The following is a 16,397-nucleotide window of genomic DNA, read 5'->3' as shown; positions in this document are numbered from 1 at the left end:
TCAATCACTTGAGGGCTTTTAGCACGTGCACGGCGGCGCCGGGTTTCTCGCGGAGCGTGATGGCGTGGCCGCGCATGAGTTCAGCGCCGGTGCGGACTTCCTTGCCGCCGTCGAGGTTTTCGATCTCATAACGTTGCTGCGGAACAAGACTGTGAAGTTTGACGGTGAGCGTGTCACTCTCGGCTTCGGGACGGCGGAAGACTTGCACGACTCCTTCGTTCAAATCGGCGCGATGGAACTGCCACGCGATCCATGAAGTCGTGTCGAGGCTGTGGGGTGTGAGCGGGAAGTAGTCGCCGAGCATGAGCGGGGCGATGTGGCGGCACTCGGTGTAGCCTTTCTGAACTGCGGCGATGGATTCCGGCGTCTTGGTCCAAGCGGGGGTGACCATGCCGAAGCCGGTGATATAATAGCTGCGCACGGCATAACTATCCTTGAAGAACGGCACACCTGCGCCCTGCCAGGGCAGCCACGAGGAAAGACCATAAGTCTGTGTCTGGTTGCCTTCGATTTGCAGGAGCTTTTCTCGCAGATCGACGACTGACCAATCACTGCGCAACAGCGGCACCGCGCGGCGCATGGTTTCCAAGTCGTTGCGGCGTCCACCTGAGGCGCAGGAATCGAGATGCAGGTTCGGGTTGCGGCGGCGCAGTTCATCCCAAAAGGCGAGATGTCCCTGCACATGGAGGTTCTCAGTGATACCCTGCCGGTCAGGCGCGTCTGCCTTGCGCCAAGCTGTGCCGTAACCGTCGCCGTTGAGGTCTTCGCGATACCAGTCGAGGCCCTGCGATTTCACCATGCCGTCGATGTGGTCGATAAGCCACTTCAAGGCATCCGGGTTACCGAGGTTGAGCACGTCGCCGGCACTGTTGCCGGGCAGGAGCCAATCGGGATGGTTCTTGCCGATCCATGAGCCGGGATCACCGACACGCTCTGGCTCGAACCACAGCAGGAACTGCATGCCGTTCGCGCGCGCCTTGTCGCTGAACGGTCGGAAGCCCTGCGGATACCTGGCGGGATCGGGTTCCCAGGTGCCTGTATTAAGCCACTCAGTCTTGCGCGGTCCGACGCTGGGATACCAAGTGCTTTTCGAATCCGAACCTGCATCGCGCCAGAGGATGTCCGGCTTGATGCCCGCATCGAGATACGCCTGCACACCGGGCCATGTGGCTAGTGAGCCGCCCACTTGAATCTGGGTGGTGGGCGGCTGCGGCACGCCGCCGATGCGTGGGAGCACATGCGCCAGATACCAGGAGCGCCAGAGGTTCTGCGCACGCACGAGATCGTCACCTTGCCAAAATAAAAGCGTGGTGGACGGCGTGCGAATCTCTTCGCCCGGCTTCAACACGAGATGCGTGAGTTGCTGCCCAGCCCTTACATGCAATGAACCGTCTTCACTGCGCTCAAATTTCGCCTCCCACTGCCCCGGCCAGCCGACGGCGAGAATCATGCCGCCGCCGGGTTGTTGCAGATTCCAGTAAGGCCAGCCATCCGGGCCATCACTGGATTTTCCAGAGGCGTAGCCGCCTTTGACTGGCGGGGAGAACACATGACGCGCGCCTGTTTTCAGTGCGCGCGTCCAAGGCTGAAAACTCTCGGCCACGCAGGTGTCACCGCGAATGCCATGCAGTGAAAGCGCGTCTTTCGGATTTGCTGCGAAGGTGCTATCGAGACCTTGGATGTTCTCAAAGAGCGGAGAGTCGACCTTGCCTGTGTTTTTGATCCAAACGGTCCACTCAACGATGGGAAAGCCCGAATACTCAGTCGCGACAAGCCGCACTTGAAGACCCGTAGTCGCATCCATCGATGAGCGTGTGTGCTCTCGTCGCTGGGCACCGAGTTCGCGCGTTGCATCGGTTCGCTTCCAATCACGCAGCAACTCATCCGATGATTTTCCGCCGAGCGTGAAGCTGAACGGCAACTTCGCCTGCTCCGCGAAAACATGGCTCTGCGCCCATTGCGCAGCGGCAGCGTTTTCCTCCGATGTCGGCACCGCCGCATGCAGCGTGAGTGCGCTGAGCGACGCGAGCAGCAGCGCGATGAAAACAACGCGACAAAAAGAGTGGAGACAGATAAAGAGGCTTCTGCTCTTCATCTTTGTGTCTACAATCTTTTTGTCGTGTGAGTTGGGGTCAGCCTTCATTTGGTCATGGTCTTGAGCTGCGCCGCAAGCGCGGGAATCTGTGCCGCAGCTTCGACGGTGCCGGCTAGGTTCACCGTTTCGAGCGGATCGGTTTGCTCGTCGTAGAGTTCCTGGCCGACGACGTGGCCGGTTTTGAAGTCGCGCCACTCATGATAGCTCCAGCGGTCGGTTTTGAGCGCGTAGCCCATCACTTGCGGCAAGGCCTGCGGTCCGCCCCCCCAGTAAAGCGCGGGGCGTGGATGCTGCGTGAGCGCGGCGGTTTTCACGGAGGCGCTGGAGTCCTTGAGCACCGGCACGAGGCTGGTGCCGTCGAGCTTAGGAGGAGAGGGAAGGCCACTGAGGTCCGTGAGCGTGGGAAAGATGTCGATCAACTCGCTGATGGCGGTCGTCTTCGCGCCGCCCTTTCCGATGCCCGGAGCGCTGATGATGAGAGGCACTCGCGCGTCCCACCCGAACAAGGTCATCTTTCCCCAACAGTCGTGCTCGCCGAGTTCAAAGCCGTTGTCGCCAATGATGACGACGATGGTGTTGTCACGGAGCTTCAGTTCATCGAGCGCATCCAGCACGCGGCCAAACTGCGCATCGGCGAGGCTCAGCGCGGCATAGTAGCCGTGGCGGATCTCGCGCTTCGATTCCTCATCGAGTGTGCGGTGGGCAGTCGGCTCGCCGAGGATTTCGTGGTTCGCATGAAAGGCGATCTCGGGCGCGTTGCGAGGCCGTGCTGGCGTCTCAATGGCCGGGATGTCCTCTCGGCGATACATGTCCCAGTAACGCTTCGGCACCTTGTAAGGTGAGTGCGGTTTGAAGATGCCCAACGCGAGAAAGAACGGCTCCGGCTTCTTCGCGAGCGCCCGCAACTCGGTGATCGCGAGACTGGCCGACACGTTGTCAAAGCACGCTTCATCCGGCACATCGCGATTCTCACAGAGCAGGTCCTTTGCGAGGTTTGGCGGCAAAGCAGCCCCATTCGACAGTGCAAACTCATCCTTCGTTTTACCGCCGGTGCGCCGATCCGGCACGCTCAGCGTCTTGAAGTCCCCTTCCTTGCCATAGCCGCCAAGCACCTTGCCGATACTCATGGCCGTGTAGCCATGCTGCATAAACCACTGCGGCATCGTGACCGCATCTGGATGCAGGTCGTAGAGATACTTCGTCATGCTCCAGATGCCAAGCGAGTCCGGCCTGCGTCCACTCATGAACGAAGCGCGTGATGGACCGCAGATCGGCTGCTGACAGAAGTTCCGCGTGAACACCGTGCCGCGAACCGCCAACCGGTCGAGGTTTGGCGACTTCGCCACCGGATCACCGTAGCAACCAAGGCGGTTGTTGAGATCGTCGAAGACGACGAAGAGAACGTTGGGCCTCGTGTCCACCGCAAAGACATGGTGAATGCTGAGGGCAATCAGAAGAGCGATGGCAAACCACCTCTTCATGCCTCCACCTCCATCGTTGGCAGCCACTCGCGCCAGCCGGTGATGTGTTTGCGCATCAGGGACTCGCAGGCAGTCGGCGTTTGCTTTTTGAAACAACCAATCACCGATTGATGCGCACGAATGGTCTCATCCCGCGTGTCGAGGTTCTGTCCCTGATGCTGCCGATGCAGTCTGCCGAGCCATAGCTCCAGTTCGCCGCGCAAGGACTGCCACAGCTTCAGCAGCCGGGCGTTTCCCGAGGCTTCGAGAATGATCTCGTGAAACTCCAAATCAAGCCGGGTGACATAAAGCATCGTCTTCGCCCGCGCCGTGGCTTTGATGTTCTTCTCCAGCAGACTGGCATCTGCTTTGAGCGACGATGCTGCCAGACGTGCTGCCAACGGCTCCAGCGCTAGCCGGAGCGTATAAAGCTCTTCAAAATCCTGCGGCGTCAGCGCCTTCACGAAAGCCCGACCCGTGCCACTGAACTCAACGAATCCTTCACGCTCCAACGCAAACAGTGCCTCCCTCACCGGCACTCGGCTTACTCCCAGACGCAGAGCCACCGCCGACTCCGCCAGCAGATGCCCTGGTTCTGTTTTGCCGCTGAGGATCTCCTGCCGCAAAAGCGAGGTGGCGTGATCAGTGCGTGAGGTGGATGTGGGGATGCTGGTCATTTGGTATACCGTTTGCGTCATTTAAACAGTATACCGTCTTGATTTCTTTCAGCGAATTTGAGTCAGCCGCGCATTCACAGTCTGAAAACTATGCCAGAATCTCCTTCACCACGTTCCCATACACATCCGTGAGCCGGTAATCGCGGCCGACATGCCGCCATGTGAGCTTCTGGTGATCGAAACCGAGTTGATGCAGGATCGTGGCGTGGAGATCAAGATCGCTCTTCTGCTTCTTCGTTGAATGGCAGGTGATGCAATACTCTGAGAGGACCGGGTGGATTTGCCGCGTGAAGACCGGAGATTCCACGGCGAACGCGGTCGGGGCGAAGAGGACAGAGAGTCCAGCGATATGTCGAGCGTTGAGCATCCCGGTGAATACGCCGCGTAGCACAGGCTTTCTAGCCTGTGTCATAAGGCCCCATGTTTTGTTTGTCGAGATAGGCCGCTCGAGCACAGCCTAAAAAGGCTATGATACTCCCCATGTCCGTCACCAACACCTCGCCGCCGTCCGCGAAGATCGCGCTGTTTCGCTCGCTGTTTCACGGGCGGGTGGAGGTTTATCCACGGCGCTTCGAGAGCACGAAGTCGGGGAAGTCCGGCTATTCGCCCGTGTGCGGCAACGAATGGGTGCGCGGCATCTGTGAGAAGCCAAGGATCAAGTGCGGCGACTGCGCGCATCAGCGCTGGCTGCCTGTCACTGACGAGGTGGTGCGGATGCATTTGTCCGGCGCGGATGAACGCGGACGCGAATTCGTGGCGGGCGTGTATCCGATGCTGCTCGACGAGCGCTGCTTTTTTCTCGCCGTGGATTTCGATGAGGGAGACTGGAGCAGCGACGCGCTCGCGTACCTCGACACATGCCGTAGCCTGCAAATCGACGCCGCACTCGAACGCTCGCGTTCGGGGAACGGTGGGCATGTCTGGATCTTCTTCGAAGAGGCGATCCCCGCCACGCTCGCGCGCAAGCTCGGCGCGCATGTGCTGACCGAAACGATGGAGCGCAGACCGGAAGCTGGATTCAAATCGTATGACCGCTTCTTCCCGAATCAGGACACGCTGCCGCGCGGCGGCTTCGGCAATCTGATCGCGCTGCCGTTGCAGAAAGCTGCGCGGGAGAAGGGCAACAGCGTGTTTGTCGATGCGGCGTTGCAGCCGCATGAGGACCAATGGGCTTTTCTGTCGGGCATCAAGCGGGTGTCGAAGCAATGTGTGGAGGCGATCGTGCGCGAAGCGGAAGGACGCGGTCGCATCGTCGGTGTGCGCATGGCTTTGCCCGATGACGAAGACGCGGCAGAGCCGTGGAAGCTCACGCCATCGCGCCGACGTGATGCGCTGCCGAGCGGTGCGATGCCTGCGGCGCTGGAGTTGGTGTTGTCGGATCAAGTCTATGTGCCGAAGCGTGAATTGCCGCCGTCGCTGCGCAATGCGCTGGTGCGGCTGGCGGCGTTTCAGAATCCCGAGTTCTACAAGACACAGGCGATGCGATTGCCGACGTATGACAAGCCGCGCATCATCGCCTGCGCGGATGATCACGCGGAGCACATCGCGCTTCCGCGCGGCTGTCTTGATGAAGCACTGGACTTGCTGCGCACGCTCAAAATCAAAGTGAAGCTGCGTGATGAACGCTTCGCGGGACGAGCGCTCGATGTGAAGTTCGCGGGTACATTGCGCCCCGATCAAGCGAAGGCTGGTGCGGCGATGATGGCGCATGATTTCGGCGTGCTCGCGGCGACGACGGCGTTTGGCAAGACCGTGCTCGCGGCGTGGCTGATCGCGCAACGCGACGTGAACACGCTCATCCTCGTGCATCGGCAGCAGTTGATGGAGCAATGGGTGGAGCGCTTGTCGCAGTTCCTTGGCGTGACCCCGAAAGAGATCGGACGCTGGGGCGGCGGACGCAAGAAGCTCACGGGCCGCATCGACGTGGCGCTGATGCAGAGCCTCGTGCGCAAGGGCGAGGTCAAAGATCTCGTCGCCGATTACGGCCACCTCGTGGTCGATGAATGTCATCATCTTTCAGCGCACAGCTTTGAACTCGTGGCCCGACGGGCAAAGGCAAAGTTTGTCACGGGACTATCCGCCACCGTGGCGAGAAAGGACGGGCATCACCCGATCATCTTCATGCAATGTGGTCCTGTGCGGCATCGCGTCGATGCGCGGCAGCAGGCGTTGGAGCGACCATTCACACACGAGGTGTTGGTGCGGCCCACGGGCTTCTTTCCAGACGGTGATGCGGACGAAGACAAGCGCGTGGAGTATCAGCGCTTGTGCAACGCCGTGATGAACTCGGCGTCGCGCAATCAGCTCATCGTGGCCGAGATCGTGCAGGCCGTGAAGGCAGGCCGCTCGCCCGTCGTGCTCACCGAGCGCACCGAACATCTGGAGATGATCGCATCCCAACTGCGGCCATACGTCACTCACGTCGTCACGCTGCAAGGCGGCATGGGGCGCAAATCACTCAACGCCGCGCTGGAGCTTCTCAAAACGATCCCCACCACGGAAAGCCGCGTGATGATCGCGACCGGTCGCTTCATCGGCGAAGGCTTCGATGACTCGCGGCTCGACACTTTGTTTCTCACCATGCCGGTGTCCTGGCGCGGCACGATCGCACAATATGTGGGCCGCCTGCACCGGCTGCATGACGGCAAGCGCGTGGTGCAAGTCTATGACTACGCAGACCTCGATGTGCCGATGCTCGCGCGCATGTTCGACAAACGCTGCGCCGGATACGAAGCCGTCGGCTACACGATCCTGCTGCCGGCGAGCGCGCTGCCCGGCTGGCCCGTCGAGGTGCCGCTGCCCATCGACCCGCAATGGAAGCAAGACTACGCCGCGAGCGTGAAGCGGCTTATTCGCGACGGTGTGGACCAGCCGCTCGCGCAGCTTTTCGTTCACGCCACACACTCACACTCGGCCGATGCCGAGGGCGCTGATCGTGCCCGCAGTGCGAGCGAGGCATTCATCTTCCGGCGCTTTGAGACGCTGCCCGAATTGAAAAACCGCTTCCGGCTCAATGCACTCTTACCGATCGCCTTTGATGATCGTGGTCAGATGGAGGTTGATCTGCTGTGCGAGGAAGCAAAGCTCGTCATTGAGATCGACGGCGCGCAGCATCTCGGCGATGCGGAGGCTTATCGGCGTGATCGCCGCAAAGACGCGCTGCTGCAAGCTCACGGCTACTTCGTGCTGCGCTTCCTGGCGGATGATCTCGGCAAGCATCTCGATGTGATTCTGGACACGGTGCTGCGGACGCTGGCGAGGGGATGATTTTGCCTCAACCCAAAATCTCCTTCACCACATTCCCGTACACATCCGTGAGCCGATAATCGCGGCCGACATGCCGCCAAGTGAGTTTTTCGTGATCGAGGCCGAGTTGATGGAGGATCGTGGCGTGGAGATCGTGGAGATGGACTTTGCCGGAGATGGGGCGGAAGCCGAAGTCGTCGGTCTCGCCGAGGGTCAAGCCGGGTTTGATGCCGCCGCCGGCCATCCAGGTGCAGAAGCTCTCGGGCTGATGCTCGCGACCGTGTTTGTCGATGGGCGAGGTGCCGCTGAGATCCTGACTCCACGGGGTGCGGCCAAACTCGCCGGACCAGATGACGAGCGTGTCTTCGAGCAGGCCGCGTGATTTCAAATCTTTGATCAAGGCGGCGCAGGGCTGATCGGTCTCGCCGCAGCTCTTGGGCAACGCGTTGCGGATGTCGCCGTGATGGTCCCAGCCGCCCATGGTGACCTGCACAAAGCGCACGCCGGCTTCGCTGAGTCGGCGGGCGAGCAGGCAGGCGCGGCCATTCTTGTCCGTGGGCTTCTCGCCGATGCCGTAGAGTTTTTTCGTCGCTTCGGATTCGTTGGCGATGTCCACCAGCTCGGGCGTGGCGGTTTGCATGCGGAAGGCGATCTCCATGCTCTCGATCATGCCCTCCATGCGCGCATCGGTGCCGGCATGATCGAGCAGGCGGCGGTTCATGCGCTGCGTGAAGTCGATGCGCGCACGCTGCGCCTTCGCATCGCCGGAGACATTCGCGAGGTAGTCGATGGGCGATTGCTTGTCGCTCTGTGGGATGATCACCTTCGTGCCCTGATGCGCGGCAGGCAGGAAACCGGAGCCGTAGAGGCGCGTGTCGCTGTCAGGATGAATGGAGATGAAGCTTGGCAGGTTTTGGTTCTCGGCACCGAGGCCGTAGCTGATCCACGAACCCATCGATGGCCGCACATCAGCCGTGACGCCGGTATGAAACTGCAGCGCGGCAGGCTGATGCTGGTTGTTGTCGGAGTGCATCGCGCGCAGCAGGCAAATCTCATCGGCGATGGACGCGGTGTGCGGCAGCAGATCGGAGATCATCATGCCGGACTGTCCGCGCGGACGCACATCGCGCTGAGTGGCGAGCGCGAGGAATTTGTCGGTGCCGACGCGGAGTTCGTTCGTGTTGATCGGTGCGGAAATGGTCTGGCCGTGCATGCGCCTGATGTAGTCCTTCGGGTCGAACAAATCCGGCTGCGACGGCCCGCCGGACATGAAGAGAAAGATCACACGCTTCGCTTTCGCAGGCATTTGCGGCGCACGCGTGGCGAGTGGACTCTGCGCGGCACGCACGAGATCGTGCAGCGCGAGTGCGCCGAAGCCTGTGGCGGTGCGGCGGAGCCAGGTGCGGCGGGTGAGTGGGATGATCATGAGCGTGGGTTTGAAATGAAGGTTGAGCGAATCCGTGCCCGCCGGTAAGATGCGAACATGAAGCTGAGACTGGAAAACCTTCCCGAGAGCCTGAGCGGCGACCACGAAGCCTTGAGGCAGTGTCTTGAGGCGATGGATCGTGTCATGCCGCTGCGTGAGGTGATTTTGTTCGGCTCCCATGCGCGTGGCGACTCCAGGATCGACAGTGATGTGGATCTTTGCCTCGTGGCGGATGGAGCTGATCGACAGTTGCAGGCGGCAAAACAATATCGCGAGGCGATCTGGGATGTGTGGCCGCGTCCGTCATTCACACTCGTGCCGATCACTCCACAGCGTCTGGCCGAGAAACAAAAGATCGACGACCCGTTTTTTGAAACCGTTTTGAGCGAGGGGGTGGCGCTTGCTTCGGCGGACTGATTCGAACAACCCGCACGACTGGTTGTTTTTTGCCGCCTCCGACATGGAGGGCATTCAGACGCTCGCTGCGAAGCAGATGAGCTACTGGATGTGCCAGAGCAAGCTCGCTGAGGCGCTGGAGAAAATATTGAAGGCGGAACTGATCCGGCTCGGCTGGCATTTGGAAAAAACGCATGACCTTCAGCGCCTGGGAAGCGAATTGCAGGCACGTGGTTCTGATCTTGCGACAACGGTTCGCCCCCTATGCAATGCACTGGCCGAAGTCTATTTCTCTCACCGCTATCCAGGTTTTGACCTGGAAGAGGAGAACTGGCCCGAGTTGGATGGATGGATCGAGCAGATCGCAGCTCTGCTGACGACGGTGCAAGGTCGTCTGCCACCAGTTGTTTCGGAGTGAGAACCGAGTGCTTCATAGTCTGAGGAGAAACTCGTTTGAGGAGAGAAGCGCGTGGCTGAGTTCGGTCCAGGCTTTGTCGGCGGGGAGTGATTCGAGAAAATGCACGGCATCCTCGCGCTCGGTGGAGGTGACGGGGCGGCTCAGGACGCGCAGCCAGAGCGCTTCGAGACGCGCACCGACGTTTGATTCGGTCTGCGTGAGATGTTGGGCGATCTCGGTGGCGCGGGCGCGGAGCATGTCGCTGTTGAGGAGGAACAGGGCCTGTGTGGGCACGGCGGTCTCGGCGCGTTTGCCGGAGATTTGCGCGGGCTGGGTGAAGTCGAAGACGTCGCGCAGCTTTGCAGGGCCGGGCTGGGTGGCGGTGCGGATGACGGGCAGATAGACCGTGCGCTCGAACTCCTGCACAGGACGGAATTTCTTGAGGTTAAACGCGGGTGGGTTCACAGCTTTCGGACTGAGGCTGGTGACGTTCTCGGGGAACTCCAATGGCAAGGCGGGGCCACCATTCGATGCCGCGAGTTTGCCGCTGATGGCGAGCATGGAGTCGCGAATGGCCTCGGCATCGAGGCGCTGGCGGTTCATGCGGGAGAGCAGGCGGTTGTCCGACGAGTCTGACAGGTCGGACCTGTCAGACGACTGGCGGTAGGTGCGTGAGAGCACGAGTTCGCGGATGAGTTGTTTTTGTGACCAGCCATTTTTCACGAAGCGTGTGGCGAGGTGGTCAAGGAGTTCGGGATGTGTCGGCGCTTCGCCGCGAACGCCAAAGTAATCGACGCTGCGCACGAGGCCTTCACCGAAGAGTTTTTGCCAGATGCGGTTCACGGTGACGCGGGCGGTGAGAGGATTGCGCGGATCAGCGAGCCAGTCCGCAAGCTGTACACGGCCGCTTTGGTTCGCTGGGATCGGTGGTAGCTCGGCCCAGGAGGCCACGGTCAAAGCGCCACGCTTCACTTTGTCGCCCAGCGCATACGGATTGCCACGGATGGTGATCTGCATGTCGTCGGGCTTTTCGCGATCATGCACGGCGAAGGCTTTCGGCGCGACGGGAGCAAAGAACTTCGCGTGCTCGATTTGAGCGTTGAGGGGCTTGAGATCGGCTTTTTGGGCCTTGGCGGCGGCTAAGTCGGCCTGGAGTGATTTCAGCTTCGCCTCATTCGCTGCGAGAAGTTGGGTGCGTCTGGCCTGCTGCTCGGTCGTTTCGGGCATCTCGCTCGCATTGACGCTGCTCCAGACGCCGTTGTCGGTTTTGTAAGTCGAGTCGGTGCTGCGGAACATGCCGGCGATGGCGTAGTAGTCGCGCTGCGTGATGGGATCGAACTTGTGATCGTGACAGCGGACACAACCCAGCGTCATGCCAAGGAACGCGGTGCCGACCTTGCTCACCTGCTGGTCCACGAGGTCGATTTCCATCTTCAATTTGTCCACGGCGACGATTTCGACATCGCCGAGGACGAGGAAGCCAGTGGCGGTGATCATTTCTGCTTTCTGCTTTTTGCTGTCTGTTTTTTCCGCCAGCAGGTCTCCAGCGATTTGCTCGCGGATGAAATGGTCGAAGGGTTTGTCGCTGTTGAAGGCGTTGATGACGTAGTCGCGGTAACGCCACGCATGTTCGGCAAAGACGTTGTTGGAGGTGCCGATCTGGTCCGCGTAGCCGGTGAGATCGAGCCAGTGGCGTGCCCAGCGCTCGCCGAAGGCGGGAGTGGAGAGAAGGCGGTCAACGACGGCGGCATAGGCCCTATAGGACCCATGAGTCGCATGGGACTCATGCAAAAAGCCAGCGATGTCCTCCGGCGTCGGCGGCAGGCCGGTAAGATCGAGTGACACGCGACGCAGCCATGTATAGGCATCGGCATCCGGCGCGGGCAGGAGGCCAGCGGCCTCAAGCTTTGCGAGGATGAAACGATCCACGGCATTGAGCGGCCATGTGGTTTCTTTGACGGCTGGCACCTGGGCATCGCGCACAGGCTGGAAGGCCCAGAACTTCTTCTCTGCCTCGAAATCAATGACGCGTGTCTTCTTCGCCGTCGCCTGACTCACACGCGAATCCGGCGCGCCCATGGCGACCCATTTCTCCAGTATTTCGATCTCACTCGCGGCGAGTTTGCCCTTCGGCGGCATCTCCATCTCGGGATTGGTGTAGCGCACGGCCTCGACGAGATGGCTTTTCACCAGATCGCCCGGCACGATGGCGGGACCGTTGTCGCCGCCGGTCTGCCAGCCCGCTTTCAAATCGAGGGCGAGACCGCCTTTGATCTTCTTTTCATGCGAATGGCACTCGTAGCAGCGGCTTTGCAACAACGGCAGCACCTTGGATTCAAAGAACGCGATGCCGTCGTCCGCTCGGGCTGTGGAAAGCGCGAGCGAAGCGATGATGAGGCTCTGGAGGAGGCGAAGCACCTGCAAGAGACGCTCGAAAACGAGGCGAGCTTGCACGCGGCGAAGACGAGCGGGCTGTCGCCACACACATCCTACTGCCCGAAAGGCAAGGCGAGCGCGAGCGCGGTGGTGGCCCAGCAGGCGGCGGTGATGGAGATGAACTGGTCTTTGCCGTGGGGATAGCCGGACTCGAAGTATTTCTGGATCGGCTTGCTGCGCGTGACGACATGCCACGAGCCGTCGGGGAGCTGGGTCTTGAGCAGCCACTGCAAACCGCGTTGAAATGCGGGATCATGCGCCGTGACGCTGCCGCTGCGATGCAATGCGACGAGCGCGGTGCCGGTGGCGTAGGCGTCGGTGCTCATGTTTTCGAGTTGGGACCAGCCGCCGTCGTCGCGTTGAGTGCGGAGGAGGTCTTGGGCGGCGGGCTTGGTTTCGGCGTTGACGGAATGAAGCGACCAGAGGCGGAATACGCGGTCTTCGGTGTTCTGTGCGGGTGTTTTGAGCAGCCAGGCGCGGACTTGGGCGATGCGTACGGTGATGCGTTCCTTTTGTGCGGCGGTGCCGAAGTGCTGGATGCCTTCGAGGGCGAAAAATGTCGTGCTGAAGGGGCTTTCCTCGCTCGGCGGACGATTGGAGGGTGGTTTCCAGTGATCGAGGTCTGTTTGATGACCGAGCAGGTACTCGATGACGGCTTCGGTGGTGGTGTCTGCCTTCCATGCTCCGAGTTTGAGCGTCCAAAGCGCCGATCCGGCGGTGAAGGCGTGTCCACCCTGGCCTTTGCCTTGAAGATAATTCGCGCGGCCTTTGGCGAGGAAGTCGCTGGTGAATTGAAGCTGCGTCTGGAGGTTCTGCGCGTCTATTTTGAAGCCGCGTTCACGTGCGGTGACGAAAGTCATCACGGGCAGGCCGGTGTGATGGCAGGTGAAGCAATTGGAGCGCTCGTCGATGGCGATGATCGAGCTGCGTTCGAGCAGTGGGAGTGATTGGGTGATGGCGGCACGCATGGCCGCCTCATCAGCGGCATGCGAGATGCTGGCGAGGGTGAGGCAGATGAGGAGGCGTTTCATCGTGAGCTTGAACGCGGTGATCATCGCTCCGCGTGGTGAACTGGTGGTTTCCGTTGAAGCGGGACGTCAAAAAGCTCTGGAGACTGGCGTGTCGGCGGGAGCACAAGGCTCATCACGCGGAGCGATGATGGCTACTTTACTCCGCTGAGCGGATGCTGCGTGACCGCGTCCCACGCGAGCTTTTGCAGCAAGGCGTTGAGTTTCTCGGCCTCGGGTAGTTTGGCGATGGCACCGGGTATGGGCAGACCGATGGGCGTGCGACCATAGATCACGGCATAGTGGCAGTAGGCGGCGATGGCTTTGACGTGATCGCGCGGATGACCGATGGGGTCGGTGAAGAGATCGCTCTGCTTCGCGATGCCGGGCGCTTTGCCCTGGATGATCAAATCACGCAACGCCATCACGGCTTGGCCGACGGGGACGACGAAGACCGCAGGCTTGTCCTTGGCGTATTTGGCATTCAGCTCGCTCACATGATCGTCCATGGACTTGAAGTAGGAATCGTGCGCCGCGTGGAGGTCCGCCATCGTTTTGCTGTCGCGGTCAACGATCTTGCCGTTGAGGGGTTTGCCCCAGAGTGATCCATCATCAAAGGTCATCCAGAACTCCTGCACGGTGATGCGCATCTTTGGATTGTGCTCGAGACCGAGCTTCACGAAATTTTCGATGCCCGCATCCGGCAAGAAGATCGGCGAGAGAGTCAGCACGTCGGCTGCGCCCTCCATGAGCACGGGTTTGATCTTTTGTTTATCGTCTTTGGCATCCCAATGCTGGATCGTGCGCGAGCCGCCGATGGAGGAGAGACCGACCTGCGTGTGACCGGTGATTCCAGCTTCCTTCGCCGCCTGCATGAGCAGTCCAGGCATCCAAACATGGAAGCTGTGACCGGCGGTGAGGATGCGAAGGCCTGCTGGAGGAGTGTCTGCTCGCACGAATGTGGCGAGACTGAGGGTGAGGAGGCAGCGCAGGAGAGTGGAGCGTGTCATGGTGAAACGAGAACGCCCACTGCCTCTGGAATCTCACGGAGCATCGACCTTCATCCGCAGGAACTGCTGCCCAGCCCCCACAGGCACATTCGAGCGCACGGTGATGGTTTCGAGGCCGCCAGACAACACGCGGGTAAATTCGGTGGTAGCCGCTGCGCTCCAGTTGAGGAGATCGTTCGACCATTCCACCACGGGCATGAGATCTGCGATGGCGGGGTCACGCGTGAAGGTGAGCGCCGAATAGTTCAGGCCGCTGACCGTGACGAAACTTTGCATCGGCATCGCGGCAGTGTTCACCATGAGGGGGTTTGTGCCCATCGCGGCCTCAAGCACGTTTGCCAGGCCATCGTGATCGGCGTCGTCGGTGAGCTTTTGGTTCATCAGCCCGTTTGCCGCCTGCCAGTAGGCTGTCGTATTGAGGTAGTTGAGTTGTTCGCGGTTGGTAACTCGCGTGTCGGTGAGCAGCTCGACATAGTTCGCGTTGTCTTTGATCGCCACGAAAGGCCCGGTGACCCAACTGTTCCAGATCACAAAGAACGCCGCGCGCGGATACCAGATGTCGAGCGCAGGGAGGTAGGTCGAGTTGTAGGTATTCGGCACGTCGTCCTCATTCGGTGGTGGGCCGCCTTCGGTGATGGCGAAAGCTTTCGGATGCAGGCGCGACTGCGCATCCGCATCAAAGCCGGGATTCCAGCCGCTGATGTACGCGCTGAAGCCGATGAGGTCGAGGGCATCGTCGCCGGGGTAGTAGTAGTCCATCGCGGCGCCTGCATTCCCCGTGCCAGCGGGGCGATGCACGCCGATGTGACCTTCCAGCGTCCAGATGATGTTGTGCAGGCCTTTGGTGATCACGAAGTAGTCACGCAGCCAACGATACATCGCCACGAACTCGCTCTGCTGGAGCCGACCATACCAGTTCCAGTTGCCGTTTTGCTCGGAGAAGGGGCGAAAAATCACGGGGCGATCAGGACCATTCAAAGCAATCTCCACCGCAATCGCGTCCATCCAGCCGATCATGCGCAAATTGGCCACGGTGCCAGGCGTGAGGAGGTCGGCAATGTCCACGCCGGTCTTGTCTCCATTGAAGTTGTTTGTCCACGGATTGCGCGGTGTGAAGTGGATGATGCCGAGTCCGCCAGCATCCATGTAACTGCGCAAAACAGGCCCGCTGGTGGCGATCTGCAAAGGCTGCGCAGCGCTGGGGCCTTCAGCGGCGATGCTGAGGATGGTGACCCAGCTCGGATGTCCTGCCTGAGTCATCAGCGTGTTCAAACCGACGACGTAGTTGGTGTAGTCTCCGTTCGCGATGTCCTGCGCGTGATGGCCGGTCAAGTAGCGTCCGTTGCCGCGGGCGCCGCGTGTTTGCAGATAGTAGAGCAGCGCCTTGGTGGCTGTGCTTGCCTGCGGATCACTCGTGAGGCCGGGATACGACGCGGCGCTGAGTGGATTCGTGCAGGCCCAATATTCAATCTTGTTGCTGTGGCCGTCGTTGTCCGCATCCAGCGCCGAGTCGGTGTCGGAGTTTGGATTGAAGCCGTTCGCCAGTTCCCATTTGTCCGGCAGCGTGTCGAGGTCGGTGTCCTTCGCGTTCGGATTCGTCGTGGTCTCTTCGGCGTTGCTCAGGCCATCGCCATCGTTATCGAGTTCCATGAAGATGTCGTCGAGGTTGTAAGACGGAAAGGCACTCACTGGTGCGGTGCCCGGATAAAGCTGCTCAACAGCAAAATACATCCGCGCCGCTGAGGGTGTGCCAGTCCATGTGACCGGCGCGGAGCCTTCGACGTTGATCCACTGGCCGACGCCATCACTGCGCACCACTGTCTCCGCCATCAGGATCGGAGTTTGCGCGATGCTGGAGGCTACAAACAACAGGCAGCGGATCTGCGCCTGGCCGTCGGATTTGATCTTGAAGCGCGTGACATACGTTGCGCCGTTCGTCAGTGCAGACAGCACGTTTTGTTGCTGCACCGGCCCGTCCGTCGCGCTGCCTCGACCCGCGACGCGGAGCGAGAGTGGCGATGAGGTGAAGTCCGAGGCGGTGCGCGTGACACTGAGTCCGACTGTCGTGCCATTGACCTGCCAGGGGGTGATCTGCGCGAGGTTCGCCGGAGTGTTATCAAAGCTGCCATTCTGGATCGGACCAGCGATGGCGGAGGTTGAGATGAAGAGGAGAAAAAGGTTTGCTTTCATGGTGCGTGAGCCTCCCGCACCCGCGCGCAAGCGGCAATGCACCTACGGGAGCACGAA

11 protein-coding genes and 1 pseudogene are annotated in these 16,397 nt (G+C 60.6%); 3 read left to right on the top strand and 9 right to left on the bottom strand.

Translation table 11 applies throughout. From position 1 onward, the window contains the following. Positions 1 to 4: 4 nt before the first annotated feature. From ACKVY0_RS13280 to ACKVY0_RS13265, 4 genes and pseudogenes are all read right to left on the bottom strand, one after another. Complete coding sequence (locus ACKVY0_RS13280; protein ID WP_409215304.1) at positions 5 to 2,095, bottom strand: alpha-galactosidase; 2,091 nt, start codon at positions 2,093 to 2,095, stop codon at positions 5 to 7. A gap of 44 nt (positions 2,096 to 2,139) precedes the next feature. Beyond that, positions 2,140 to 3,576, bottom strand: coding sequence for a sulfatase (locus ACKVY0_RS13275; protein WP_409215303.1), 1,437 nt, complete (start codon positions 3,574 to 3,576; stop codon positions 2,140 to 2,142). After that, complete coding sequence (locus ACKVY0_RS13270) at positions 3,573 to 4,232, bottom strand: GntR family transcriptional regulator (RefSeq protein ID WP_409215302.1); 660 nt, start codon at positions 4,230 to 4,232, stop codon at positions 3,573 to 3,575. Before ACKVY0_RS13270 ends, ACKVY0_RS13275 begins: the two co-directional genes overlap by 4 nt. An 88-nt stretch (positions 4,233 to 4,320) precedes the next feature. After that, positions 4,321 to 4,446 (bottom strand): annotated as a pseudogene (locus ACKVY0_RS13265) (DUF1501 domain-containing protein); the annotation flags it as partial. 266 nt (positions 4,447 to 4,712) lie between these two features. Between ACKVY0_RS13265 and ACKVY0_RS13260 the strand changes: the two are divergent. Continuing rightward, on the top strand, positions 4,713 to 7,499 hold the full coding sequence (locus tag ACKVY0_RS13260) for a TOTE conflict system archaeo-eukaryotic primase domain-containing protein (RefSeq protein ID WP_409215301.1): 2,787 nt from the start codon (positions 4,713 to 4,715) through the stop codon (positions 7,497 to 7,499). A 7-nt stretch (positions 7,500 to 7,506) separates the two neighbouring features. On the opposite strand, the gene ACKVY0_RS13255 is transcribed toward ACKVY0_RS13260, so the two are convergent. Then, positions 7,507 to 8,904, bottom strand: coding sequence for a DUF1501 domain-containing protein (locus tag ACKVY0_RS13255; RefSeq protein ID WP_409215300.1), 1,398 nt, complete (start codon positions 8,902 to 8,904; stop codon positions 7,507 to 7,509). A gap of 57 nt (positions 8,905 to 8,961) precedes the next feature. On the opposite strand from ACKVY0_RS13255, the gene ACKVY0_RS13250 reads away from it, so the two are divergent. Together ACKVY0_RS13250 and ACKVY0_RS13245 are read left to right on the top strand one after the other, a co-directional pair. Next, complete coding sequence (locus tag ACKVY0_RS13250) at positions 8,962 to 9,321, top strand: nucleotidyltransferase domain-containing protein (RefSeq protein ID WP_409215299.1); 360 nt, start codon at positions 8,962 to 8,964, stop codon at positions 9,319 to 9,321. Between the two features lie 22 nt (positions 9,322 to 9,343). After that, positions 9,344 to 9,718: a HEPN domain-containing protein gene (locus tag ACKVY0_RS13245; RefSeq protein WP_409215298.1), complete on the top strand. Its 375-nt coding sequence runs from the start codon at positions 9,344 to 9,346 to the stop codon at positions 9,716 to 9,718. A 12-nt stretch (positions 9,719 to 9,730) separates the two neighbouring features. Here the strand turns inward: ACKVY0_RS13245 and ACKVY0_RS13240 are convergent, their stop codons facing one another. The 4 genes from ACKVY0_RS13240 to ACKVY0_RS13225 all read right to left on the bottom strand — a co-directional run bounded on the left by ACKVY0_RS13240 (position 9,731) and on the right by ACKVY0_RS13225 (position 16,340). Then, positions 9,731 to 12,151: a PSD1 and planctomycete cytochrome C domain-containing protein gene (locus ACKVY0_RS13240; RefSeq protein WP_409215297.1), complete on the bottom strand. Its 2,421-nt coding sequence runs from the start codon at positions 12,149 to 12,151 to the stop codon at positions 9,731 to 9,733. A 35-nt stretch (positions 12,152 to 12,186) separates the two neighbouring features. Further along, positions 12,187 to 13,164: a prenyltransferase/squalene oxidase repeat-containing protein gene (locus ACKVY0_RS13235; protein ID WP_409215296.1), complete on the bottom strand. Its 978-nt coding sequence runs from the start codon at positions 13,162 to 13,164 to the stop codon at positions 12,187 to 12,189. Positions 13,165 to 13,295: 131 nt separating this feature from the next. Then, entirely contained in the window at positions 13,296 to 14,150 is an 855-nt protein-coding gene (locus ACKVY0_RS13230; protein ID WP_409215295.1) for an SGNH/GDSL hydrolase family protein, read from the bottom strand. A gap of 33 nt (positions 14,151 to 14,183) precedes the next feature. Further along, entirely contained in the window at positions 14,184 to 16,340 is a 2,157-nt protein-coding gene (locus ACKVY0_RS13225; protein WP_409215294.1) for a glycosyl hydrolase, read from the bottom strand. Between the last annotated feature and the right edge of the window lie 57 nt (positions 16,341 to 16,397).

Origin of the sequence: Prosthecobacter sp., from assembly GCF_046154365.1 — a bacterium.
In the GTDB taxonomy this organism is placed as follows: Bacteria; Verrucomicrobiota; Verrucomicrobiia; order Verrucomicrobiales; family Verrucomicrobiaceae; genus Prosthecobacter.
This window is presented reverse-complemented; position numbering and strand designations above follow the sequence as displayed.